Source organism: Pseudoalteromonas sp. S3776 (assembly GCF_005886915.1).
Lineage (GTDB): Bacteria > Pseudomonadota > Gammaproteobacteria > Enterobacterales > Alteromonadaceae > Pseudoalteromonas.
In genome coordinates, this window is sequence record NZ_PNCU01000013.1 from 1 (window position 1) to 25,922 (window position 25,922).

The 25,922-nt window shown below is 41.4% G+C and carries 21 protein-coding genes and 1 pseudogene; 7 read left to right on the top strand and 15 right to left on the bottom strand.

What is annotated here, in order from left to right:
• Positions 1 to 158: 158 nt before the first annotated feature.
• Positions 159 to 1,508, bottom strand: coding sequence for a metalloprotease PmbA (gene pmbA, locus CWC16_RS06440; RefSeq protein WP_138540932.1), 1,350 nt, complete (start codon positions 1,506 to 1,508; stop codon positions 159 to 161).
• 144 nt (positions 1,509 to 1,652) lie between these two features.
• Between pmbA and yjgA the strand changes: the two genes are divergently transcribed.
• On the top strand, positions 1,653 to 2,186 hold the full coding sequence (gene yjgA, locus CWC16_RS06445; RefSeq protein ID WP_138540933.1) for a ribosome biogenesis factor YjgA: 534 nt from the start codon (positions 1,653 to 1,655) through the stop codon (positions 2,184 to 2,186).
• Positions 2,187 to 2,297: 111 nt separating this feature from the next.
• A complete protein-coding gene (gene hemN, locus CWC16_RS06450) occupies positions 2,298 to 3,671 on the top strand; it encodes an oxygen-independent coproporphyrinogen III oxidase (RefSeq protein ID WP_138540934.1) in 1,374 nt (457 codons plus the stop codon).
• A gap of 48 nt (positions 3,672 to 3,719) precedes the next feature.
• On the opposite strand, the gene CWC16_RS06455 is transcribed toward hemN, so the two are convergent.
• From CWC16_RS06455 to CWC16_RS06465, 3 genes are all read right to left on the bottom strand, one after another.
• Complete coding sequence (locus CWC16_RS06455; RefSeq protein WP_138540935.1) at positions 3,720 to 4,235, bottom strand: DUF2489 domain-containing protein; 516 nt, start codon at positions 4,233 to 4,235, stop codon at positions 3,720 to 3,722.
• A gap of 12 nt (positions 4,236 to 4,247) precedes the next feature.
• Entirely contained in the window at positions 4,248 to 4,844 is a 597-nt protein-coding gene (gene yihI / locus CWC16_RS06460) for a Der GTPase-activating protein YihI (RefSeq protein WP_138540936.1), read from the bottom strand.
• A 739-nt stretch (positions 4,845 to 5,583) separates the two neighbouring features.
• Positions 5,584 to 6,216, bottom strand: a complete 633-nt coding sequence (locus CWC16_RS06465; RefSeq protein ID WP_055014564.1) for a c-type cytochrome — start codon at positions 6,214 to 6,216, stop codon at positions 5,584 to 5,586.
• A 279-nt stretch (positions 6,217 to 6,495) separates the two neighbouring features.
• On the opposite strand from CWC16_RS06465, the gene yihA reads away from it, so the two are divergent.
• A complete protein-coding gene (gene yihA / locus CWC16_RS06470) occupies positions 6,496 to 7,155 on the top strand; it encodes a ribosome biogenesis GTP-binding protein YihA/YsxC (protein WP_138540937.1) in 660 nt (219 codons plus the stop codon).
• Between the two features lie 10 nt (positions 7,156 to 7,165).
• On the opposite strand, the gene CWC16_RS06475 is transcribed toward yihA, so the two are convergent.
• The 3 genes from CWC16_RS06475 to polA form a co-directional block, all read right to left on the bottom strand.
• Positions 7,166 to 7,684, bottom strand: a complete 519-nt coding sequence (locus CWC16_RS06475; protein ID WP_138540938.1) for a DUF1285 domain-containing protein — start codon at positions 7,682 to 7,684, stop codon at positions 7,166 to 7,168.
• Positions 7,681 to 8,268, bottom strand: a complete 588-nt coding sequence (locus CWC16_RS06480; RefSeq protein WP_138540939.1) for a YceI family protein — start codon at positions 8,266 to 8,268, stop codon at positions 7,681 to 7,683. The genes CWC16_RS06475 and CWC16_RS06480 overlap by 4 nt, the downstream gene beginning before the upstream one ends.
• Before the next feature lie 446 nt (positions 8,269 to 8,714).
• Complete coding sequence (polA, locus tag CWC16_RS06485) at positions 8,715 to 11,444, bottom strand: DNA polymerase I (RefSeq protein WP_138540940.1); 2,730 nt, start codon at positions 11,442 to 11,444, stop codon at positions 8,715 to 8,717.
• Positions 11,445 to 11,968: 524 nt separating this feature from the next.
• Between polA and elbB the strand changes: the two genes are divergently transcribed.
• The 3 genes from elbB (at position 11,969) to CWC16_RS06500 (ending at position 15,970) form a co-directional block, all read left to right on the top strand.
• Complete coding sequence (gene elbB, locus CWC16_RS06490; RefSeq protein ID WP_138540941.1) at positions 11,969 to 12,616, top strand: isoprenoid biosynthesis glyoxalase ElbB; 648 nt, start codon at positions 11,969 to 11,971, stop codon at positions 12,614 to 12,616.
• A gap of 203 nt (positions 12,617 to 12,819) precedes the next feature.
• Positions 12,820 to 13,215: a c-type cytochrome gene (locus tag CWC16_RS06495; RefSeq protein ID WP_138540942.1), complete on the top strand. Its 396-nt coding sequence runs from the start codon at positions 12,820 to 12,822 to the stop codon at positions 13,213 to 13,215.
• Between the two features lie 181 nt (positions 13,216 to 13,396).
• The gene (locus CWC16_RS06500) at positions 13,397 to 15,970 is read left to right on the top strand and encodes a sensor domain-containing diguanylate cyclase (protein WP_138540943.1); all 2,574 of its coding nucleotides are present in this window, start codon (positions 13,397 to 13,399) and stop codon (positions 15,968 to 15,970) included.
• On the opposite strand, the gene rep is transcribed toward CWC16_RS06500, so the two are convergent.
• Positions 15,963 to 17,981 (bottom strand): DNA helicase Rep, encoded by a 2,019-nt coding sequence (rep, locus tag CWC16_RS06505; protein ID WP_138540944.1) that lies wholly within the window; start codon positions 17,979 to 17,981, stop codon positions 15,963 to 15,965. The genes CWC16_RS06500 and rep overlap by 8 nt on opposite strands.
• Positions 17,982 to 18,142: 161 nt before the next feature.
• Between rep and ubiK the strand changes: the two genes are divergently transcribed.
• Entirely contained in the window at positions 18,143 to 18,406 is a 264-nt protein-coding gene (gene ubiK / locus CWC16_RS06510; RefSeq protein ID WP_004589302.1) for a ubiquinone biosynthesis accessory factor UbiK, read from the top strand.
• 79 nt (positions 18,407 to 18,485) lie between these two features.
• Here the strand turns inward: ubiK and CWC16_RS06515 are convergent, their stop codons facing one another.
• From CWC16_RS06515 to ilvD, 7 genes and pseudogenes are all read right to left on the bottom strand, one after another.
• Complete coding sequence (locus tag CWC16_RS06515) at positions 18,486 to 18,632, bottom strand: hypothetical protein (RefSeq protein WP_212747441.1); 147 nt, start codon at positions 18,630 to 18,632, stop codon at positions 18,486 to 18,488.
• Between the two features lie 314 nt (positions 18,633 to 18,946).
• A pseudogene (locus CWC16_RS06520) lies at positions 18,947 to 19,399 on the bottom strand (NAD-dependent epimerase/dehydratase family protein); the annotation flags it as partial.
• An 8-nt stretch (positions 19,400 to 19,407) separates the two neighbouring features.
• On the bottom strand, positions 19,408 to 20,067 hold the full coding sequence (gene can / locus CWC16_RS06525) for a carbonate dehydratase (protein WP_138540945.1): 660 nt from the start codon (positions 20,065 to 20,067) through the stop codon (positions 19,408 to 19,410).
• A 64-nt stretch (positions 20,068 to 20,131) separates the two neighbouring features.
• The gene (locus CWC16_RS06530) at positions 20,132 to 21,307 is read right to left on the bottom strand and encodes a methyltransferase (protein ID WP_138540946.1); all 1,176 of its coding nucleotides are present in this window, start codon (positions 21,305 to 21,307) and stop codon (positions 20,132 to 20,134) included.
• A gap of 62 nt (positions 21,308 to 21,369) precedes the next feature.
• Positions 21,370 to 22,356, bottom strand: a complete 987-nt coding sequence (locus CWC16_RS06535) for an ABC transporter substrate-binding protein (protein ID WP_138540958.1) — start codon at positions 22,354 to 22,356, stop codon at positions 21,370 to 21,372.
• Between the two features lie 143 nt (positions 22,357 to 22,499).
• Entirely contained in the window at positions 22,500 to 24,053 is a 1,554-nt protein-coding gene (gene ilvA / locus CWC16_RS06540; RefSeq protein ID WP_138540947.1) for a threonine ammonia-lyase, biosynthetic, read from the bottom strand.
• 2 nt (positions 24,054 to 24,055) lie between these two features.
• Entirely contained in the window at positions 24,056 to 25,912 is a 1,857-nt protein-coding gene (gene ilvD, locus CWC16_RS06545; RefSeq protein WP_138540948.1) for a dihydroxy-acid dehydratase, read from the bottom strand.
• Positions 25,913 to 25,922: the final 10 nt, after the last annotated feature.

The following is a 25,922-nucleotide window of genomic DNA, read 5'->3' on the forward strand; positions in this document are numbered from 1 at the left end:
CCAATGCGCATAATTAAGTGATCTATTTTGAGGATGGATAAACGTGTTGATAGCAAGGCAAAAAATTCGCTATTTAGTTGCTCTAAATGAGAATTTTTTGACGCAGATAGCGACACGTTTAGCCCCTAAAAATGATTAAATATTATTGCGGATTGGTATTAAGCGCCTGCTATTTGCATTTGTTCTATAAGTACTGAGCCGGTTTGAATGCCGCCTCTGCGCTCAATATCACCACCAATTGCACTAATACCTTTAAACATATCCTTTAAATTACCAGCAATAGTAATTTCACTTACTGGGTACTGAATTTCGCCGTTTTCAACCCAAAAACCAGCCGCCCCACGCGAGTAGTCACCGGTAACGGTGTTGACGCCTTGTCCCATTAGCTCGGTAACTAGTAGGCCTGTGCCCATGGTTTTTAATAGTGCGGTTAAATCGTTATGCGTTTGCTCTACTAACCAGTTATGAATACCGCCTGCATGGCCTGTTGGGGCCATATTTAATTTACGTGCTGCATAACTTGCCAATAAATACGTTTGCAGTTCACCGCCTTGAATAATTTCACGGTCAATTGTTTTAACCCCTTCACTATCAAAAGGTGATGATGCTAACCCTTTTAATATATGTGGACGCTCAGCAATATTAACGCTCTTACTAAATACTTGGGTGCCTAGGCTGTCGAGTAAAAAGCTCGATTTACGATAAAGCGCCCCACCGCCTATAGCCGATACCAAATGTCCAAACAATGAGTTAGCTATATCGGCTCTAAAAATAACAGGTACTTTCATAGTCCCTAGTTTTTGGCTGTTTAACTTAGCAAGTGTTTCGGTTGCAGCTTCAAGGCCCACTGCTGCAGCATCGTTTAAACCAGCTTGATCGCGCGCAACAGTGTACGCCGAATCGCGCTGCATGTGCTCGCCTTCTTTACCTATTACCATAGTACTAATACTATGGCGCGTACGTGGAAAACCAGCAATTAAACCATGGCTATTACCGTATACACGTAAACCTTGGTGAGATGAAAAACTTGCACCATCTGAATTTACAATACGCTCATCAGCATTTAAGGCGGCTTGCTCGGCGGCATGGCAAAGTTCAATACCTTGCTCAGGGCTTACATCCCACGGATGATATAAATCGAGATCTTTAGGTCCAAACTCAAGTAGCCCTTTATCCGCAATGCCATTAAATGGGTCATCGGAGGTAAACTTGGCAATATCAATGGCTTTTTCGACTACAGTGCGTAGTGTTTTTGGGTTGAGATCAGCAGTAGATGCCGACCCTTTATTATTCCCTACATAAACACTGATACCTAAACCGCCATCTTGGTTAAACTCTATGGTTTCTACTTCACCCATGCGTGTACTTACCGATAAACCCGATGTACTCGACATTGCAGCTTCTGCGGCAGTAGCCCCCAATTTTTTAGCATGCTCGAGCACTTCAGCTACGGCATCTTTTACTTGAGAGATTTGAGAATAAATTGGATCGTGTTGTTGGCTTTTCATAAATTAAGTCCTGAGCCTTAAGGCAATATTGCACGCATTTCTTATCTTTAAATGCTAACACACTCACTGCACCACATCAGCTAATATTAATCACTAAAAGAATCGCGTATAATGGCAAAAGTTATTTTTACTTAAGAGCACCCCATGGCGAAGAAAAAAGGCAAGCCTGCTGAAATTGAAGAAGAAATTATTTACGTATCAAAAAGTGAGCTAAAGCGAGACGCGCAAGAGTTTCACCAGTTAGGTTCTGAAATTGCTAAAATGGGGAAAAAACAACGCGAACGCTTACCACTCAATGACGATTTAAAAGAAGCCATGGTGGTTGCTGATAAAATTAGCAATAAAAGCGATGCGTACCGTCGTCATTTAAATTACATTGCTAAAACGCTGCGCACAGTAGAAAACGTTGAAGAAATTAAAGCAATTATTGACGTAATGCTTAATAAAAATAACCAAGCTGAGGTTTTAATTAAAAAAATTGAGCAATTACGTACTGACTTAATTGAACAAGGCGACGATTTAATCAACGAAACTATTGAGCAATACCCGACCCTTGAGCGCCAAAAAATGCGCCAATTAGTTCGCAACGCCGCCAAAGAGGTTAAAGCCGAGAAGCCAGGCAAGGGCTATAAAGAATTGTTTCAATACTTAAAAGATGCCCACAACATAACGTATTAACAAAAAATACTCTTTTAAAAGGTGCTTAGGCACCTTTTTTGTTGTAGATCAAAACTCCTTCCTTAAAAGCTTTTTATACTCACCCCCTGATTAATATATAAGGTGCGCGTGATGATAAAGCTTCCAAAATGGGATCAAACTCTTATAAATAAGTATAACGTGTCAGGGCCGCGTTATACCTCCTATCCTACCGCGTTGTCTTTAAGCGAGGGATATCAGCAACAAGACCTTGTTAGCGCTATTAAATCATCATCGAGTCGCTCACTCTCTTTGTATATTCATATCCCATTTTGCAGTGAGCTTTGCTATTACTGCGGATGTAATAAGGTGATTACGCGCCATCAATCTAAAGCCGATGTGTACTTAGATTATTTAGCAAAAGAAATAGCAGCGCATGCCCCATTATTCAAACACTACACGGTAGAGCAATTGCATTTAGGCGGTGGTACGCCAACCTTTTTAACTGTAAAGCAAATGACGCGCCTAATTAATTTGCTAGAGCAGCACTTTCATTTTACCCGCAACACTGAGCGTGGCATTGAAATAGACCCACGCTCCCTTGCTAAAGATATGCTTATACACTTACGGGTTTTAGGTTTTAACCGTGTATCCTTTGGTATTCAAGATTTTAACGATGAGGTACAGCAAGCAGTTAACCGCACACAGCAAGTTGAGACCGTTAAAGCACTGATAACCCAAGCCCGCGAGCTGGGCTTTAAGTCAATAAATGCAGATATGATTTATGGCCTACCTAAACAAACACCCCAAAGCTTTGAGAAAACAATAGCGCAATTAATTGCCTTAAGCCCAGACAGAGTCTCTGTATTTAATTACGCGCATTTACCGGAGCGCTTTGCTGCGCAACGTAAAATAAAAGAAGCTGATTTACCCAGTGCCCACGACAAGCTAACAATGTTTAAAAACACCTTGTCGCAAATGACATCAGCAGGTTATCAGTTTATTGGTATGGATCATTTTGCAAAAGCCGACAACGAACTGGCAGTTGCGCAAAATAAAGGGCAGCTACATCGCAATTTTCAGGGCTATACCACCCACGGTAATTGCGACTTGTTAGGCTTAGGGGTATCATCCATCTCACAAATTGGCACGGCCATTTTACAAAATCAAAAAGTGCTTAAGCATTATTATCACGCCATTGAAACGCAAGCTGGGAGCGCTATACATAAAGGAATGCATTTAACGCATGATGATGTAATACGTGCAGAGGCTATTAAATCCCTTATCTGCCAGTTTGAATTAGACACACAGGCTTTTGCGAAAAAACATACTATTCAATTTAATGAGTATTTTGCAGATGCCCTGTTGGCACTACAGCCTTTAATAGACGATGAGATGGTACATATAAATGATAACGTAATACGCGTCACGCCTCGTGGGAACTTGTTTATTCGTATTATATGTATGTGCTTTGATGCTCACTTACAAAAGCAAATAAGTAAAACCCGTTTCTCACGGGTGATTTAAAGCAGGCATAAAAAAGCAGACCTAAATCTGCTTTTTTTATTTTTGAGCTTAATTAAACACTATGTTTTCGCTGCCCGGTGCAGCTTTAAACTCGACAATGATTTTGTCGCAATCGGCTTTAATCTCATCGCTAAAGTTTTCTTCTGCTCGCCAACGAGCTGTATCTTGTTTAAAAATCTCTTTTTTAGAGTATTTTTTGCGTGCATCGTGAGTCGGCATTTCTTTAACGACATTATACATTTTATAAATGCCTGGGTAGGCCACTGTTAAATCTCGTTCATCTTCAAAAGCGTACTGAGACATTAACACCCAAATCCGTAAACAGCCTTCAGAATACTCACATTGCTTTTCAGCCATTGCACGAGCAATTAAATGAATGCTATCTGCAAGTTTAGCGTTTCGCTTTAAGCGCGACTGCTTAAGCTTTTGCTGTTGCTCTGCTTGCTTTTGCGCAATTAACTTTTTTTGCGCGTTAAGCTTATAGAGTAACTGACCTGCATAAAATGCTAAGCCAGCAATAATAACAGCACCTACAAACAAGGCTACAATCACTGCGGTACTCATTAAGCGCCCTTACTATTTATCGTCATCTTCTAGCCACTCATTGGCTAAATCATCTGAAAGGTATTTATCAAAGTCTGAGTTACCGTCGCTTTCGACGTTGTCTTCAAAATCATCTTCAAACTCGTCCTCATCCTCATCTTCTATACCCAGTAACTTACAAAGCACTTGGTGGCGTGCAATACGGCTATTAAAGTACTTTGCATCTTTACCCGTCAGCATTTCACCTTGTTCATGACGCTCAACGAGCTTAAGTAAACGCTCATCGTTTTCAAGCGCTTCTAGCTCTTGCTCTGGTGTCAGCTCTGGCTCTGTCGCCTTTTTAAGCTCGGCCATTGGCTTTAAGTTACGCTTCATTTCTACTTGTGGCTGTGGTGCGGCAGCCACTAAAGGTACCGCTTTTTTACTGCCCACACGTTTATCTTTTGGTGCTGAACTTACTTTTTTAGTGTCGCTATCTAATAGCTCAGGTGCATTTCGAGAGCCAGGCTTAGCGCCCTTTGGCTTTTTAACACGTTGCTCCTTTAACGCACGCATTTCTTTAAGCTTATCTTGGCTTAAACGAACAGGGCCGTTTGAAGGAATTTTACGTGACTTTTTCTTTCTACTCATATCTTGATCATCTCACTTAAGAGGTTTTGAGCGAGGCACATAACATGAGCATCGCAGTGCTGGCCTAGCCAGAAGAATTCGATTTGCGCATTAAAGCTTGGTTTGCTTGTTGAATTAGCGCATTAGCTTATTGCTAAACGGTGGGTATTGTAACAGGACAAATAAAAAGGCGGTAGAGAAAACATCTCTACCGCCTACTAATCTGAGCGCCATTATCTGGACACTTCTCCCTTCGACTTTTTTAGTCTTTATTATTTTTATTATTATCAGTCCGTATTGTTATTATTTTAACCTTCCTTGTTACATTCCATTTTGTTTTTATTTTTAACTTCCTTGAGATTTTATTATTTACGGTCATCCTGACGCTTTCTTGTTATTTCCTTTTGTAGCACCTTCAGTGTGCTATTCAGTCGTGCCGCGCTATTTTCCTTTAGCATAATCCATGTTGTTATTGTTGTTTTGCGACAGTGGTTAATTTACCCATTAATAATTTTGTTACAACTGGTTTATATAATTTTTCTTACATGTCACACATATAGATTCATTAAAAACAATATAAATTAATAAGTTACACACTTAAAAAGTTTAAAAATAAGTTATTTCTCACAATTCGGTATGGCAAATATCTCACAAACTAAAGGGTGATATCGTTAAATTACGGACACAAAAAAAGCAGCGTAAGCTGCTTTTTAACCATATTTCATAGTATTACATTAGCAAATACTAAATAAATACGACTTTAGTGTAAACCACCCAAATATTGAGAAAGTACTTCAATATCTTTGTCTGTTAGCTTTTTCGCTATATCTTGCATCATACCGTTATGGTCGTTTTTACGGGTACCATCCCGGAATTTCTCTAGCTGAGCTTTAATGTACTCTGGGTGCTGGAAAGAAATTTTAGGAAACTTAGCAAGTGACGAACCATTGCCGCGCGGACCATGACACGCCGCACAAGCTGGAATACCACGTTCAGCATCGCCCGCTTTGTAAAGCTTTTGACCAACTTCAACCACGTCTTTAGGGGTGGCGCCTTCAGTCATGTTCAATGAAGAAAAATAAGCAGATAGGTCTTTCATGTCTTGTTCGCTAAGTGGCATAGCCATCGCGCTCATTACAGGATCCATACGACCTTCTTTACCGCCTGAAGTCATACCTAGTTTTAAATCCTTAAGTTGTTTAAGGATGTAATCTGGATGCTGGCCTGCAAGTTTAGGGTAAATATTAACCGGTGCATTACCGTCTGGGCCGTGACAAGCCGCACACGTTGCTGATTTTTCTTTACCTGCGTTTACATCGCCATCAAATGCTGTTGCGTTGCTTGCTGACAACGCACCAAGCAATATTGTTAAAGATAGTGCTATTTTTTTCATGGTGAATTCTCTGTTTCCGACCCTGTATCATCTACAATATGGATGTTGTAATTCATGTATTCTACACGATAAAAAATTCTCTGGCACGTTTTCTACTCATATTAAGCTTATAATTTATAGGGTTTTGACCTAGATTAACCTTTAAGCAGCTTTAATAGTGCCATTTATAGCATTTTTAGGTGTTTAAATACGCTTTTTAATACATCCTTTATAGTATAAAATACGCGCCCTGAGTCAATTTAGCTCAATAAGATTAACTTTTACGTTTTAGGAGAGCCTGTGCTCAAATCTCGTATCAAATATAATACTGCGTCTTTTGTTACAAGCGCGCCAGACATCACTAAATTACCTGCTGATACGGGAATTGAAGTCGCGTTTGCAGGTCGCTCTAATGCCGGTAAGTCGAGTGCTCTTAATGCACTGACAGATCAAAAACTTGCTCGTACCAGTAAAACACCGGGTCGTACGCAATTGATCAACACGTTTGAATTAGGTGAAGTGGATGATATGCGCTTAATCGACTTACCTGGTTATGGCTTTGCTAAAGTGCCCATTGAAATGAAAAAGAAATGGCAAAAGTCACTGGGTGAATACCTACAAAAACGTCAAAGTTTAAAAGGCATTGTGGTATTAATGGATATTCGTCACCCATTAAAAGATTTAGATAAAGATTTAATTAATTGGGCTATTGGCAGTGAAATCCCTGTATTGGCGCTTTTAACTAAAGCGGATAAGCTCAAACAAGGTGCGCGTAAAGCACAAGTATTACAAGTACGTCGTGAATTAAGTGAACTAGACGGTGATATTACTGTTCATGCTTTTTCATCACTTAAGGGGACGGGTTTACCGGAAGTCGCCAAAAAATTAGATGAGTGGTACTTAGGACCAATCGTGGCTGTTGAACCACAGCCAAGTGATGAAGATAACTCAGGCGCTTAAAAATAAGCATCTATGAGAGATAAAACCTTTCACCTGCAGATTTTATAAAATAGCCGCGCTCATCTGCGTCGGCTATTTCAGCCCACTGATAAAACACACTTCGTGATACCCGCGCGCTACACCCATAAGGTAATTGCAAATAAGGCACCGCTGCATTTTTATAGTTTTTTATATAAAGAGGCTGCTCAGCACTTATTAACCATTGCCGTGCTAAATTATCTATACAACACATAACCTGCCCTTGCGCTGTGCTCTCTATATGCCAGCTTACGATAACGAATGGCGCATCTTGTACTTCTATCGCTATTTTTTCGATGGGTGTTTTTAAGTAAAACTGCTCGCCTTTTTTGCATAAAACACTGGCAAATAGTTTTACCATAGCGAGGCGAGTAATCTCGCTGCCATCGTAAAACCACAGCCCTTGTTCGTTAATAGTAATTGGCAGTTCACCACACTGGGTTGGCTGCCAACTATCAAACGGTTTACTAGGCTCGCTTAATTGCTTACTAAGCGCCGTTAATGAGATCACTGTTTTTTTAGTGTCAGTGCAAAAGTAACCGGGACGGCTGTAGCAACGGCCGGTAAGCCAGCTAATTGCTGTAACTTTTTAACGCCTTCGGTCACACCAAAGTCTTGGCTGTTTATAATCACTGGCGTAAACGACGATACGCTTAAATCGCCATTTTTTGAACTGCTAACAAGTACATTTATTTTTAATGGTTTTTTATTACCATGAAAATCAAGCTGCGCATCAACCGCTTTTAATACATGTTGGCCTGGTTTTTTAATATTACTTAATTGCTTTTTTAAGTCTGCGGTTAAAATTGCGTTAGGGAATTTTGCCGCTTCAAATACAAATTGAGTTAAACGTTCATTGCGAATGGGGATTAGTGTTTCTGCAGAGGTTAAGTCAATATTTACACTAAACGCACCGCTGTCTAAAAGTGTCCCTTCTAGATTAGTAAAATGATGCGCCTCAGCAATCGTGTCTTTTTTTATAGAAACAAAACTTACTTGGCTTTTATCATTAACGAGCTGCCAATCTGCATGAGCGGCATTAGACAAAACAAGACTAGTTAACGATAAACCTACAGCGGCTAACGTTTTAAACATAACGCACTCCTTAAATTTAAATGAGAATAATAGCGCTTTCGATACTACCACTTGCGGTATATGCATACCAACTCAAAATAAATAATAAAGGGGATTGAAAAGAAAAACGGCCTGCTTAAAACAAGCAGGCCGGTATAGCAAACTGGGGAGAAGCTATCAATTTGTTGCACCTTTTCAGATGCATCATCAACAGGATGTCCTACAGGATGAGGACGCGCGCACTTTAACAAAAGCGCGCATAAAAATACAATCATATTCCGCCAAAATAGTTCGAATTGACGAACATATAACTATTTAATACAAATAGTTGCTTAAATTAACCTACTTTTAACTAAACTTTGTTTACGCACAGAAATACGTATATCGATTCGCCTAATTGAGTGAGTTATTTAGAGGCAATAAAAAAGCGCCTTGCGGCGCTTTTAAACTATAAGCATGTTTTGAGGTTAATGGGCTTGTTCCCAGTTTTCACCTTCGTCGGCTTCAACAATTAAAGGCACATCTAAGCTCGCAGCTTGCGACATTAGTTCACAAATTTGCTTGGTGTAAGCTTGTGCGCAGTCGGTTTTAATTTCAAATACCAACTCATCGTGTACCTGCATGAGTAGTTTAATCGTGTTAGGGGCTTGCTCACTAACCCATTGATGTACACTCAACATTGCTTTTTTAATAATGTCGGCGGCTGTGCCTTGCATTGGTGCATTGATTGCTGCACGTTCGGCGCCTTTACGACGAGCTCCATTACGTGCATTAATTTCTGGTAAGTGTAAACGACGACCAAAAATAGTTTCTACGTACCCGTTCTCAGCCGCTTTCTCACGTGTTGTTTCCATGTAATCAAGTACCCCAGGGAAACGCTCAAAATACTTATCTATATAATGCTGTGCTTCGTGACGTGGCACATCAAGCTGACGCGCTAAACCAAAGGCTGACATGCCGTAAATTAAACCAAAGTTTACTGCTTTCGCTTTACGACGCATATCGGTGGTTACCTTATCAAGCTCAACACCAAATACCTCAGCAGCGGTTGCACTGTGAACATCTAACCCATTAGCAAAGGCATTTAGTAGCCCTTTGTCTTGCGATAAATGCGCCATAATACGCAGCTCAATTTGGCTGTAATCGGCAGCCACAATTTTATAACCTGGTGCCGCTACAAACGCCTCACGTATACGGCGCCCTTCTTCAGAGCGAATAGGAATATTTTGTAAGTTAGGATCGGTAGAACTTAAACGCCCTGTGGCCGTAACAGCTTGATGATAAGAAGTATGCACGCGTTGTGTTTTCTCATTTACCATCAATGGTAATTTATCGGTATACGTTGATTTAAGCTTAGATAAACCACGATGCTCAATAATCACTTTAGGTAATGGGTAATCATGAGCAAGTTCTTGTAGCACTTCTTCAGCCGTTGAAGGCGCACCTTTAGGTGTTTTTTTAATGACTGGCAGCTCAAGTTTTTCAAATAAAAGTACTTGCAGCTGCTTTGGCGAGCTTAGGTTGAATGGTTCGCCAGCTATTTCAAACGCTTCTTTTTCAAGCTCAAGTAAACGCTCGCCTAAACGCTGACTGTGTGCTGCAAGCATATTGCTATCTATAGCTACACCAGTGCGCTCAATATCAGAAATAACATCAACTAGGGGCATTTCTATGGTTTCAAATACTGACTTTAACTTCTCATCAGCTTCTAATTTTGGCCACAGTACTTGGTGTAAACGCAGTGTAATATCGGCATCTTCTGCTGCGTAAGGCGCAGCTTTTTCAAGCTCAATTTGATTAAAGGTAAGCTGCTTTTTCCCTTTGCCGGCAATATCTTCAAAGCTAATGTTTTTATGGCCTAAGTATTTAAGCGCTAATGAATCCATATCATGGCGAGTGCCCACACTATTAAATACGTACGACTCAAGCATAGTATCAAACTTAATGCCATTGAGTTCATAGCCGGCATTAGCCAGTACACTCTTGTCGTATTTTAGGTTTTGCCCTACTTTAGCTTTGTTAGCATCGGCGAGAATTGGCCCAAGCTTTTGCATTACATATTCAAGGCTTAATTGCTCTGGTGCACCCGGGTAGTCATGTGCGATGGGTAAGTAAGCGGCTTCGCCTGCTTTTACAGCAAAGCTCATACCCACTAACTGCGCTTGCATATAATTAAGGCTGGTTGTTTCGGTATCAAAAGCAAATAGCTCAGCGCTATTTAGCTGCTCTATAAGCGCATCAAACTGTGACTCGCTTAAAATAGTTTCATAATGAGCGTCTTTTACTTTTGGTAGTTCATTTTCCTCAGTAGGGAGCGCTTTTTCTGCATCTTTTGGATTATCAAGTAGCTCAGCTAACCAGCGGCGGAACTCACACTCACCATACAGTGCAATAAGCTCATCTTTATTTGGCTCTTGTACTTTAAAGGTGTCTAGGTCTGACTCTACCTCAACATCACATTTAATGGTGGCAAGCTCATAACTTAGTGGTAAATGATCTAGGGCGTTTGCAAGTTTTTCACCAATCTTGCCTTTAATGTCGCCGGCATTATCAATAACACCTTGAAGTGACCCATATTTTTGTAGCCATTTAACAGCTGTTTTAGGTCCACAACCTTCAACACCTGGGATGTTATCAACTTTATCACCCATTAATGCTAAATAATCGATGATTAGCTCAGGTCCTACACCAAATTTTTCAACAACGGTTTGAGGATCTGAAATGCTATCGGTCATGGTGTTTATTAGCGTCACATGCTCGTTAACTAGTTGAGCCATGTCTTTATCGCCGGTAGAAACCAATACATGGCGCTTTTGCTCAGTCGCTATTCGTGAAAACGTACCAATCACATCGTCGGCTTCAACACCTTCTATACTGATCAGTGGAAAGCCCATTGCTTTAATAATACTGTGCAGTGGCGCTATTTGCGTTCGTAAATCGTCAGGCATAGGCGGACGGTTAGCTTTATACTCGCTATACATGTCGTTTCTGAACGTTTTGCCTTTGGCATCAAACACCACCACCATGTGACTCGGATCATATTGTTTGATCAAACTTTTAAGCATGTTAACCACGCCATAAATAGCGCCTGTTGCTTCACCTTTTGAGTTGGTTAAATGCGGTGGAGAGTGATAAGCACGGAATAAATATGAAGAGCCATCAACTAAAATTAGCGGGTTTTCGGGGATCTGAGCCATGGTGAATTTGGATCCTAAATACAAAAGAGTAATATTATTACAAGCATGCCATAAGGTTGTGAATAAAACGACAGTGAATTACGCTTAGTAGCTATAATTATTGCAGAGCAACCTGTGGATAACTTTGTAGATAACAGCCACGAACTATTCCTCCAATACATAATTAAATGCTTAGAAAAATAAATAACTGCTTGTTTTGTTTAAAAAAGATAATACGAGGTTCTTTTTTTATTATTTTAAAACCAATGTGGAAAAAGGTTTTCTAACTGATACATCCGCTGTTAGTCACTTTAGTTATTTGTATCCATTTAAATAACCGGAGGAGTATTCTAGCATAATGGATCAAAGATCATAGCGATCCTTTATATTTTTTTTTATAAGCGCACTGGCAAAAATGGCATAAACCGCAATACAACTTGCACTGCGAATACTTTTTAAGCTAAAAAATTATTTTAGTGTGTGTTTTGCCCCGTGTTAAACTTCACCCAAACGACTTATTTAAAATACTTAAGGAGCACAAAAGCATGAAAAAGATAGCTGTAATATTAGCCGGCTGTGGTGTGTACGATGGCAGTGAAATAAACGAAGCAGTATTAACACTGCTGCACATAGCTAAAAACGGTGCTGCATATCAATGTTTTGCTCCTGATATAGAACAACTTCACACGATTAATCACCTCACCGGTGAAGAAATGCCAAGCAACCGTAATGTACTCACTGAGGCAGCACGCATTGCCCGTGGTGATATAAAATCTTTAAGCGAATTAAAAGCATCTGAATTTGATGCGTTAATAGTCCCTGGGGGATTTGGCGCCGCTAAAAACTTATGTGACTTTGCCGTTAAAGGCGCTGATGCGCAGATAAACGAAATAGTTTTAGCAGCGTGTAAACAATTTGCCAGTGCACAAAAAGCGGCTGGCTACATGTGTATTTCGCCGGCTTTAATTCCGTTTATATATCCCAAGGCTACTTTAACCATAGGTAATGATGAACAGACCGTAAACGCTTTAACCCAGCTAGGCTCTACTCACGCAGCCTGTGCAGTTGATGATATTGTGATTGATGAAGACAATAAACTCGTTACCACCCCTGCTTATATGCTGGCGCAGTCTATTTTAGATGCCGATGCGGGGATCGAAAAATTGGTTAAAAACGTATTAGCATTAGCTTAAATAGTGAATTACTAAGCCACCGATTATAAAAGTTTATTAACTGAAACATGCAATTTTATTGCTTTAACGCAAAAATTAGACAGTTTTATTGATAAAAACACCAGTGGGCGTTTTATAAATTGTTACACAGAGGTATAATCGGTTTAATTTCCGTCATCTATAATCGTGATTGATCACGTTCAAATCGAAGTGAGCAAGGCAAAATGAAAAAACTATCAGCTGCAGCATTATTAGTGCTAGCAACCACCGCATACGCACAGCCATATGATAACTCTATGACTGAAGATGCGATTAAAAAGCGTTTAGCTCCAGTTGGCGCTGTTTATCTTGAAGGCGAAAAAGCTGCTGTTGCGGCAGCGCCTAGTGGCCCTCGTTCTGGTGAGCAAGTTTACCAAGGCGCCTGTTTTGCCTGTCACGGTACTGGCGCACTAGGTGCACCTAAATCAGCTGATGACTGGGCACCGCGTATCGCTAAAGGTAAAGATGTGTTGCTTGATCATGCTATCAATGGCTTTAATGCGATGCCGCCAAAAGGAACATGTATGGATTGTTCTGATGATGAGATTAGCGCAGCTATTGATTTCATGACATCTAAATAATTTAATTAACCCTCTGATAATTAGGGTGATTATTTAAAAAAGGTCTATTTTTATAATAGGCCTTTTTTTGTTGCTAAAATAATGTTTTAGTGGCAGTTTTAGGGCATTAGTTACTTGACGATCGCAACTAAAAGTGAAATTATACGTTTAATAAACATACAATAATAAAATAATATGATTCATGTCATCGGAAGATAAGGCCGCTAACCTTAGTAAATTAGCGCATCAGAATAAACGTCTCAGAACGCTATTAGAAAAGTATAAGCAATCTCACCACTTACAAAATGCCTTGATTCAATTATCAGAGCAAGCGAGCTCTGTTGCCGAATTAACCTTACTTTATCCCGCAATCCATGACATTTTACAAGCATACCTACCTAGTAAAAGCTTTTATGTAGTACTTGCTAATCAATATACTCATGCTCTTGAGCTTTCTTATTTTTGCGATGAAAAAGATGGTATATCAGTTGCCCTTAATCAAGATAATAGTTTTGAAGAAGGCGCTACAGGCTATGTTTATAGACTTGGCAGAACCACGTGCTTTACCAAGCAAGAAATGCAAAGCGCTGCTCAAAATGGCTTATTTAAAGCGCTTGGCTCACCTGCAGAACATTGGGTAGGCGTGCCTATCTACCAAGAGCAAAATATTATTGGTGTGCTTGCTGCGCAAAGTTACGACAAACAGCAAGACTACAGCAGCCAGCAAGTGCACTTACTCGAAGTAATGTCTTTATATTTAGCGACAGCAATAGAGCGGGTTAAAAAAAGAGAGTTGCTCGAATCCGAAGTAAAAATTCGTACCCGCGCACTGACACAAAGTAATGAGGCATTAAACCTAGAAATTGAACAACGAAAACGCGCACTACAACGCCAACAAATTCTGTTTAAAATATCGGAGTTGGCAACGCAAGCGCAAAACTTAGATGATGCCTATGTAAAAATTCATCAAATAATAAAAACCATTACATACGCAGAAAACTTATACATTGCACTTTATAACAAAGAAACAGGCTGGATCAGCTTCCCATATTGTGTAGATGAATTTAAAGACAACACCGAGCCTAGAAAGTTTGCAAAAGGTTATAGTGAGCTAGTTATTAGCAGCGAGCAAACCCAACTTATTCACCCAAGTAGAGCTAAAGAGCTGTTAGAAAGTGGTGACGTACAACGAAATAACCCAATACCAGAAGAACAAATGGCCACCAGCTGGCTAGGCGCACCACTTAAAACATCGCAAGGCGTTATCGGCCTGATTGCATGCCAAGCGTACAATAATAAACATATTTTTAGTAAAGATGACTGCGAACTTATTACATTTGTTTCGCATCAAATTGCGACAGTTCTGCAAACAAAGTTAGCCACGCAAGCACTTAAATCTAGCCACCAAGAGTTAGAGTATCGCGTTAATGAAAAAACAAAAGCGTTGCAGCAGGCCAACTTACATTTACAAATGCAAATTGATGAGCGTAAAAAAGTAGAACAACAGCTTTATCATGATGCACATCATGACTCATTAACAGGCCTCCCTAATCGCAGCCTGTTTTTAACCCAGCTAGAAAAAACATTGCAGCATTACCATCGCTTTCCAGAGCACCACTTTGCTGTTTTATTTATTGATTTAGATAAATTTAAAGATATAAACGATCAACTAGGGCACCATGCTGGCGATCAATTTTTAATAAGTGTGGCTGATTTATTTTCCCATTGTATTCGTGAACACGACTTGCTCGCCCGCCTTGGTGGTGATGAATTTGTCATTTTGCTTACCCACTTAACAGAGTTACAACAAGCAGAAGATGTGGCTGATCGCATTATTAATATAATGAAAAAGCCATTTTGCAGTAAAGGTACCTGCGTTCAAAGTGGTGCAAGTATTGGTATAACTTACTCAAATTCGAGTTATCAGCATACCGATGAAATTATTCGCGATGCCGATGCCGCTATGTATTACGCTAAAAATGCCGGCCGCGACCGCTATGAGTTGTTCCATCCACTATTAATGCAGACACTAACAAGTGCAGAATCTCCAGCACAGCACCATCTTGATTCACTTCCGATGAGCTTTAGAAGTGCTGATATTATAAACCTTGATGAGCAACAGCAATCAGAGTCACTGTTTGAAGCATTTGGTGAGCACCCTGTATTAGGTTATACCTGTTTTGAAGTGCTGAAAAAGTTTGCAACCGATAAAGAGCAGCACCTCCAAGTTGAGTTAGAGCTATTGCAACACGCTTACGCCCATGCCTTAGCGGCCAATGTGGCCATGGTATTGATGCCTTGCTCAGGGCTACTTTTAGAAGCGCTTGAATTCAATTTATTTACTGAGGTATTAAGTAAGCTGCAAGGGCAAAGCCAACTGTGTTTACTCTTTGACGACCAAGAAATACGTTACGCCTGTGCAACTCAACTAGAAAACCTTAAAAAGCTCTCGCAGCTTGGCTACAGCATTGGCTTAAATAACTTTGCAAAAGACCGCTGTGAGCTAAATGCACTGACCGACATTACCTTCGATTATGTACTCCTTAGCTCAACCTTTAGTAAACGCGTACTGCAACAAGAAAGCTTTAACTTGCAATTACAAGGTGTACTGGCAATCACTCAGCTAAAAGGCATAAAAGTCATTGCCAAAGGCCCTTCTATACTCAACTTTAGAGCCTTGCTTGATAAATACGGACTAAACTTATTTGTTGCTAAGCAGCAAGGCTTATCGCAGCCAATAGAGGCTAATAACAACGCTGCGCAGTCTATTAACTAGGTTTTTTCAGCATAGCCCTTAAGTTAGCGACCCGTGCTTGGCCTTTTTCCATGCGCTCAGCTTGCGAGCTGGGGGCTTTTTTGTTTTCAAACGCTAGGTCATCTTGCGGTAACTCTTGCACAAAGCGACTTAGCTCTGTTTGTGAAGTTTCGCCAAACTGACGACGTATTTTTGCATACGTTAGTGTCAGCTCTTGCTGGGCCCGGGTGATCCCTACGTATGCTAAACGGCGCTCTTCATCTACGTTTTCTTCGTCAATACTTACTTGGTGTGGCAATAACCCCTCTTCCATACCGACCATAAATACGTACGGGTATTCTAAGCCTTTAGATGCATGCAAAGTAAGTAACTGTACCGCATCGGATTCATCTTCTTCCTCATTACGCTCTAACATATCGCGAAGTGTTAGTTTGCTGACTACTTCTGGTAAGGTCATTGGTTCGTTATCGGCATCGCCGGTGAGCATATCGGTGATCCAACGATACAACTCAGAGACGTTTTTCATACGCATTTCAGCTGCTTTGGCACTTGGCGATGACTCATATAAATACGCTTCGTAATTAATATTACGCACTAAGTCTTTTACCGCTTCGAGTGTATCGCTACGCACTGCATTATCTGAAAGCTCAACAACCCAACGTGCAAACCCCGAAAGCGCATTTAAACCACGGCCTTTGAGTCGGTAGCCTAAGTCGTTATCAAAACAAGTGGCAAATAAGCTTTGGTGTTTTTCGTTTGCAAGCGTGCCTAGCTTTTCAAGTGTAACGGTGCCTATTTCACGGCGCGGTGTATTAACTATGCGTAAAAATGCGTTATCGTCGTCTTGGTTAACCAATAAGCGTAAATACGCCATAATATCTTTAATTTCTGAGCGCGAAAAAAACGACATTCCGCCACTAATTTTATAAGGAATGCGGTTACTCATTAATGATTTTTCAAAACCGCGTGCCTGGTGATTACCGCGATACAAAATAGCGTAATCTTTATAGCTGGTGCGCTTCATAAATTTATGAGAAATTATTTCAGCAACAACTCGCTCGCACTCATGCTCTTCATCCCTACAGCCAATCACCTTAATCGGCTCACCGTAACCAAGTTCACTAAATAGCTTTTTTTCGATATCGTGCGGGTTATTAGCAATTAAAATATTTGCAGCTTTAAGAATGCGCTGGGCACTGCGGTAGTTTTGCTCAAGCTTTATGAGCCTAAGTCCGGGGTAATCTTTACTTAACAGTACCAAGTTTTGGGGGCGGGCTCCGCGCCATGAATAAATAGATTGGTCGTCATCCCCTACCACAGTAAAACGCGCTCGCTCGCCTACTAATAACTTAACAAGCTGGTACTGGCTGGTATTGGTATCTTGGTATTCGTCCACCAGCAAATACCTAAATCGTTGCTGCCAACGCTCTCGTGAGGTGGCATTATTACTAAGTAATAAAGTGGGGATCATGATTAAATCGTCAAAATCCAGTGCGTTATATGCTCGCAACTGATTTTGATAACGGGCGTAAAGCTGCGCAAATAACGCTTTTTGCGCATCACGTGCTTCGCGTATGGCTTGCTCAGGCAAAATTAATTCATTTTTCCAGCTGCCTATTTGCATCTTAAGTAGGTTTAGTAGGTCTTTATCTTTTTTAAGCTCGTCTTCGGTTAGCTCACCTAACAGCTGGTTAGTATCTTGGTCATCAAACAGTGAAAAACCTTCTTTAAAGCCAAGTGTTTTGAGCTCTTTTTTTATTATTTCCAAGCCTAATGTATGAAAGGTTGATACCCACAACCCTTTTGCCTCTTGCTTATTAAGTGTTTGTAATACACGCTCGCGCATCTCTTTGGCCGCTTTATTCGTAAACGTTACCGCCGCAATATTACGTGCTTTGTACTCGCACTTTTGCACCAAATAAGCAATTTTGTTAGTGATTACACGCGTTTTACCTGAGCCTGCACCCGCGAGTACTAAACACGGACCACTAATATATTTTACTGCTTCATCTTGTTTTGGATTGAGTTTCATAACGACCATGGAGTTTTAAAAGGCAGCTAATTTTACCGTAACCACAGATACAGGCATAGCCATTAGATTAATTAATTCCATTATGGTGATCATGTATTAAATGCCTTAGGTATAAGGTAATATTAGTCATTATCATTTTAGGGCAACAGCAAGGGACGATTATGATCAATCCAGCAAAACTTGAAGAAATTGCTAAGCAAATCACCAACAACATGCCGCAAGGTGTAAAAAACCTAGCAGATACACTCGAAGGTAAAACCAAACAAGTTTTACAAAATAAGCTGGCTGAAATGGACTTTGTTAGCCGCGAAGAATTTGATGTGCAAAGCCAAGTACTTATTCGTACTCGTGAAAAACTCACAGAGCTTGAAGCAAAAGTTGTGTTACTAGAACAACAACTAAATGCTAAAAATAACGCCGAGTAGCACGTATTTACGTATGTATACTCAGCCAAAAAAAAGCAGCCAAGGCTGCTTTTTTGCTTTTAACTTAAACATTTATCCACTATGTACTAAACAATGCATCTAACACATAGTATTGCAGTGGTTGTTGCTGCGCCAAACTCACAGCACATATTTTTTGCGCCACTTGCTTGCCCGTAATAGGTTTATAACGGTTTAAAAAAGGAAGTTGGGTAATAACAGGTAACACAAATGCACCTATTTGCTCAGCTAAACGTGTATCGCTTCGCTCACCGACTAGGGCCTGTTTACCTTTCGAGGTTAAATTTGCAGCAGTCTGTTTGGTATTTAGGCAAGGCAGAGCCTATGTAGTGTGGTTGCTCCCCATAAATAGGCGATAACGACGTATAAATGCCAAACAGGTGCTGCCCTTCGGGTTCTGCCTAGGGGCCATTTACTCTTTGTTACTCGGTTTTTACTTAGCCCACTAGGTTACAAACCTCGCGCCGCGATTAAATGGCCCCTAGATTGAACAAGTTATAACCCTGAAAGGTCAACAGGCCCTAATAAAGACGGCTGAAATATACTTACTTTTGCAAAGCCCAGCGTTTTTATATGTTGCTCAAGCTCGCCTTTCATTTTTAAGTAAGGGCTGATGCTGTGTGCATTAGCGCCACTTGATGACACCAAGCAATAATGACTCACTGCATTGTTTGCTGCCATTTGCGCCGCAATAAACTGATAATCAAAATCAACTTTACGCTGCGCCGCGATTGAGCCAGCCTGCTTTTTGGTAGTGCCTAAACACGAAAAAAGCACATCCCCTTTAAATAAACTGCAATAGTTAGTTAAACAATCAAAATCAATAACATGATTAGTGAGCTTAGTATGTTTAATGTCTAGCTTACGGCGAGTAATAGCAACCACTTTACAAAACGCAGGGCTTTGCAGTAAAAGCGTTAATAGCTCACTCCCCACAACCCCTGTTGCCCCTATGATTATGGCCGTTTTAGTCATTACTTAAATTACTCGCAACCGGCTTTAGCGAGTACATGTGCAACGGCTTTTTTATACACCTCGGCTTCTTCATCAGCGCAGGTTACAACCGATGATAAGTCGTGTAAGTGGCCGTTCTCTAATCCATATACCCAACCATGAATCGTGAGGTCTTGCCCTTTATCCCATGCATCTTGCACTATGTTTGTTCTACACACGTTTCGTACTTGTTCAATAACGTTTAGCTCAATTAAGCGACTTAAACGCTGTTGCTCACCCATTGCATTAAGCTGCGCTAAGTGTTTTTCTTTTACATCGCCAACATGGCGTAACCAGTTATCGATAAAACCAAACTTGGCGTTATTTAATACCGCTTGTACACCGCCACAGCCGTAGTGTCCCACCACCATAATATGCTTTACTTTAAGCACCTCTACCGCGTACTGCATTACCGATAAACAGTTATGGTCAGTATGCACCACTACATTAGCCACATTGCGGTGTACAAATAGTTCACCTGGTAATAAATCAACAATTTGGTTTGCAGGAACACGCGAGTCGGAGCAGCCAATCCACAAATACTCTGGGTTTTGTTGCATTGATAATATTTTAAAAAACTCAGGATTGGCTTTGGTTGTACGTGCAGCCCAACGTTTGTTGTTTTCGAATAAATTTTTTAGCTTTCTCATTGCATCTCTTATTTAGATTGGGATAGGAATTACACCCCAAAAAAGACAAATAATGAGCGCCTTTTTAGTTGGTGTTTGCAAGAATTAAAATATTGCGAGGAGTTAACTGTTTCTCGCAAAAGGTGCTAACTGAAACATGATAACCTTGCTGTTGCAAATATAAAGCACGATCGAGCACAAGCCAAACTTCTATTGCTCTTCTAAACACATGTCGAACCAGTTCGATTCGCTCTGTTACTTTTTTACGCGCCTTACCTATTAGTAAAAACTTATCGTAATCAGTATCTTGAGGAATAATTAGAGACTTTTTATCACCCGCCCAAGCGCAAAACTGTGCAAACGAGCCAGAAAATACCGCCTTATTAACCGATGGCACGCTTACGTAAAACTGCTCATTAGTAATTGACTTTCGAAGTGCGTCAAACCCTAAGCGCCATTCCACCTCAGTTTTTCGTATTTTAGCTACACGTGAAGGGGCTGTAACTGTCTCTTGCAGCGCCAACTTTAAATCGCGGTGTGTTAAATTCAGCTTACTGGTAAGGGCAAGCTCACTCATTGCATGGTACTTATTATCAGTAAATAAGTGATAACAGCACGGCGAAAAACTAATACGTTTTACCCTAGCGGCGCTGGCGTGTTGCATAAATGTTTGGTGCAGTGCGCCACATGCATGCAGTGCCACCGCATGTGTGTCGGTATTAAAAAAGTGGCTTATATCATCTTCAAGTACATTTGCTTGGCTAAATTGCATCGCTAAACCTTGCTTACGTGCACTGTGCTCTCCTTGCTCACATAGGTGTGCTTGTAGCTCAACACTTCGCACACTTTGCGCCCCGTTATAAGCAAGCATACGCCCTAAGTGGCCTTTGCCCGCGCACCACTCTAAAACAGGTTGCGTTGTAAAAGGCAGTGCTGAAACAAAGTCTTGCAGTTGCTCAAACTTACGCCCTTTAATACCGTTACTTATCCAAAACGGGTATTCACTACGTTGCTGCTGGCTTTTTGGTAAATTGCACAGCTCAGGTAGCTGCTCTACCCCGGCAATAAATGGGCTAAAAAATTGATAAAGCTGTTGTTGATCGTTATCAAGCCTTGCGACATCTTCATCTGATAAGTTATTTAACGCCGCTTGTAGCTCAGGCCAGGGTAATTCATCAAAATCAAATGCTGTACATTGCCAATATTCGCGGGTATTCATTAGCACTGCATCGAGTGCTGCAAACTGCTCAGCTAGGTTCATAACAACTTAAAATAGTAAAAAGACGTTTAATTATACCAGTAGCGCAGAGCAGCATTAAGCGGTTATTTTTTTCCAAGTATTAAACGCAAATAAAGGGGGATCGAAATAATACTCACAATAAAGGCGGCTATTAGCATCCACGACAGTTGTAATTGCTCCGGCTCTTGGTATTTATAAACGAACCTCGCTTTGTGCTCGTCAAATTGGGTTTGCTTAATACCATAATAATCTGCAATTAAGCGCCATTTGGCCATCGACATATTCCCTAATTGAGTCGTCGGCGGCAATATGTAGTCTTTCAATACTTCGGCCTCGTAGGCTAGCTGATGAAAACTTTTATTTGGCGCATACACTTGCTGAGTAATAGCTATGGCTTCATCCATATTCATTAAGGCATAACGCCAACCTTTTAAACTCGCTTGATAAAACTTTTCGACCGTTTGCGGGTGCTTTTTAAGCATTGATTCACTGGTAAATAACACATCACCGTATACATCCATACCATAACGCTGTGGGCATATAAGGCGGTGCGATACCCCTTGCTGAGTCATTAAGTAAGGTTGAGTTGTAATATACACTTGCATTGCATCAAGTTTGTTTTCTTGCCACGCTTGCAGTGCAGGCTCATCGCCTTCAAAAACGTCTAAAGTAGTTGTGTCAATGCCGCTGCGTTTTAGCATGACTAACAACTCGGTACTGTCTTTTTTACTTACTTCGGTAATACGTTTAGCGGTAAAATCGCGAGGGTGAAAAATATCAGAGCTGTCTTTTACCATCCAACAGTACGGGGAAAACTGCAAAATAGCCGCCATTGCAACAAGCGGTTGGCCGTTTACTCTTTGTTGTAAAATACCCGAATGCGCCACCCCAAACTGAGCTTCTCCCGTTGCTACAGGAGTAAAAGTGTCAGGCATTTTAGGGTTGGCTTCGCGTATAGTTACATTAAGTCCGGCGTCTTTGTAGTAGCCTTTTTGCTGAGCCATGTAATAGCCGGCAAACTGAAATTGGTGGGTCCATTTAAGTTGTAAAGTGACTGATTCTTGAGCCATTAGCTGGCTGCAAAAAGGCAAGCTTGCAAGTATTAATCCTTTAATAAGCAACTGAGTGTTCCAAATAGTAGTCATTAGGTGTAACTATATTTAAAACACACAATAAAGCAAGCATGCAAAGGCGCATACTTGCTTATGAAGCCTTAAGCTGAGGCTATGTTATCAACGTTTGAGCTTTGTGGCTGAGAGGTTAAAAACTGCGTAAAACACGGGTTATGTGTTTCGTCTTGCACACTGTAACCTAAGCGCTTTAAGTGCTCGTTAAACATCTCAAATTGGCTAGGCTCAATAGCAAAGCCCGCCAGTACATTTCCGATTGAGCCACCATGATTACGGTAATGGAACAAAGTAATATTCCAATTGCTACCTAGGGTATCTAAAAAGCGTGCTAGAGCGCCTGGGTATTCTGGAAATTCAAACCGTAATAACCTTTCGTGCAACTGCTCAGGTGCTTTGCCCCCTACCATATAACGTACATGTAATTTTGCGAGCTCATTATCTGATAAATCGCAAAATGGGTAGTCGTTGTTAGTTAGGTCCTGTTTTAGCTCGCTGAGTTCTTGCTCACCTTGGCGCAAGGCTATACCCACAAATATTTGCGCTTCACCGGGGCCTGCATAACGGTAGTTAAACTCAGTAATAGCACGGCCACCTAAAGAGGTGCAAAACTGCTTAAAGCTGCCTTTTTCTTCTTTAATGGTTACCGCAAGTAACGCTTCGTTTTTTTCACCAAGCGCGGTGCGCTCTGCAACATAACGTAAGCGGTCAAAGTTTAAGTTAGCTCCCGAAAGCACCGCTGCTAAATGCAGCCCTTTTAATCCAGATTGTTGGCTCCATTTTTTAAGCCCTGCGGTGGCAAGCGCACCTGAGGGCTCCGAAATTGCGCGAGTAGAGACAAAAATATCTTGCATGGCTGCACAAATTTCATCGCCACCGACAGTTACAACTTCATCGCAAAATTTTTGCGCTAGGCGAAATGTTTCACTGCCAATAATTTTAACCGCTACGCCATCGGCAAAACTGCCAACACGGTCAAGCTCTACTGGCTCACCCGCTTTAAGCGCAGCTTGTAAACACGCGCTTTCGTCGGCTTCTACGCCAATCACTTTTATATCGGGACGTAATGATTTGATATAAACCGCCATGCCAGCAAGTAAACCACCACCGCCAACAGGGATAAATACCGCATCAAGCTCATTGAGTTGCTGCATAAGCTCGCGAGCCACTGTGCCTTGCCCCACAATTACGTCAGGGTCATCAAAAGGCGGTACAAATACACCATTACGTTGCTCTGTTAATTCAAGAGCGTGTGCTTTTGCTGCATCAAAATGATGGCCATGTAAAACCACTTCACCGCCCAGTGCACGTACCGCACTAACTTTTATTTCAGGCGTAGTAACAGGCATAACAATAGTGGCTTTATGGCCAAGGTGTGAAGCACTAAGCGCCACACCTTGCGCATGGTTACCCGCCGAAGCCGTAATAACCACGGACCCTTTAGGTAACTTGTTTAATTTATTATAAGCACCGCGTAGCTTAAACGAATACACAGGCTGTTGATCTTCACGCTTTAACCAAACATGGTTGCCTAATTTATCACTGAGGTCGCGCATTTCGCTCACCTCAGTCACTTTAGCGAGCGGTTCCATATTGGCTTGAATAATAGCGCGAAAATAATCGAGCTCTTGAGAAACCATAATTAGCTAAGCTCCTCCAGTTTGGCTAAATCACGTACTGCGCCTTTATCGGCACTGGTTGCAAGTAATGCATACGCTTTTAATGCCGATGATACATAGCGGTCACGATCAAGCGGCTTATACGCTTGTTTGCCACGTGCTAATTGCTTTTGTTTTCGCGCTTCCAGCTCTTCATCACTTAATGCAAGGGTAATCTCACGTGAAGCAATATCAATGATAATTTTGTCGCCATTTTCAACATATGCAATAGCGCCGCCACTTGCCGCCTCTGGCGATACGTGGCCGATTGATAAACCAGAGGTGCCGCCCGAGAAACGGCCATCGGTGATCAAGGCACATTTTTCAGCAAGGCCTTTTGATTTTAAGTAGCTCGTTGGGTAAAGCATTTCTTGCATGCCAGGGCCGCCTTTAGGACCTTCGTAGCGAATAACCACGACATCACCGGCTTTAACTTCATCGTTTAAAATGCCTTCTACTGACTCATCTTGTGACTCATAAACCACAGCGGTGCCTTCAAAATGAAGCATTTCGTCAACAACACCTGCACTTTTAACAATACAACCATCAACTGCTAAATTTCCTGAAAGTACAGCTAAGCCGCCATCTTGCCTAAAGGCGTATTCAACACTGCGAATACAGCCGTTTTCACGGTCGTTATCACCTTCATCCCAACGACACTCTTGGCTCATCGCTTTGGTCGTGCGAATACCAGCAGGACCTGCACGATAAAACTTTTGTGCAGCTTCGTTGTTTGGATCCGTAGCATCCCATTTTTTAACAAGCTCACCCATTGTCATACCTGCAACATGGTTTACTGATAAATCAACTAAACCAGCTTTGCCAAGCTCACGTACTATTGCCATCATGCCACCAGCGCGGTGTACATCTTCAATATGGTATTGCGCTGTAGCAGGCGCCACTTTACATAAAAACGGCGTTTTACGAGATAGCTCGTCAATGTGCGACATATCAAAATCTACACCGGCTTCTTGTGCCGCTGCTAATAAGTGCAATACGGTATTAGATGAACCACCCATGGCAATATCAACCACCATAGAGTTCATAAAGGCTGTTTTGTTTGCAATTGCGCGTGGTAGTACGTCGTGATTATCTTTTTGATAGTACTCGCGGCATAAATCAACAATGCGGGCGCCTGCTTCTACATAAAGCTGCTTACGATCTTTGTGGGTTGCAAGCGTTGTACCGTTGCCCGGTAGCGCAAGACCAATAGCTTCTAATAAACAGTTCATTGAGTTGGCAGTAAACATACCTGAACACGAGCCACAAGTAGGACATGCAGAGCGCTCTACTTGCTCTGAATCGGCATCACTGACTGTTTCATCAGCGCCTTTTACCATGGCATCAACTAAGTCGAGTTTAATATCGATGTTAGCCAGTTTGGTTTTACCCGCTTCCATTGGGCCGCCCGATACAAAAATAACAGGTATATTTAAACGTAGCGCTGCAAGCATCATCCCTGGGGTGATTTTGTCACAGTTAGAAATACAGATCATTGCATCGGCGCAGTGGCCGTTTACCATGTACTCAACCGAGTCGGCAATTAAGTCGCGTGAAGGCAGAGAATAAAGCATGCCGCCGTGGCCCATTGCAATGCCGTCATCAATAGCAATGGTATTGAATTCTTTTGGCACACCGCCCGCTTGGGTGATGGTTTCAGCCATTAGCTCACTAAGCTGATTAAGGTGTACGTGCCCTGGCACAAATTGCGTAAACGAGTTAACTACAGCAATAATAGGTTTACCAAAGTCGGTGTCGGTCATGCCTGTTGCGCGCCATAATGCACGTGCGCCTGCGCGTTTACGTCCTTCAGTTGTTGTTGCACTTCTTAATTTAGCCATAGTTACCTCT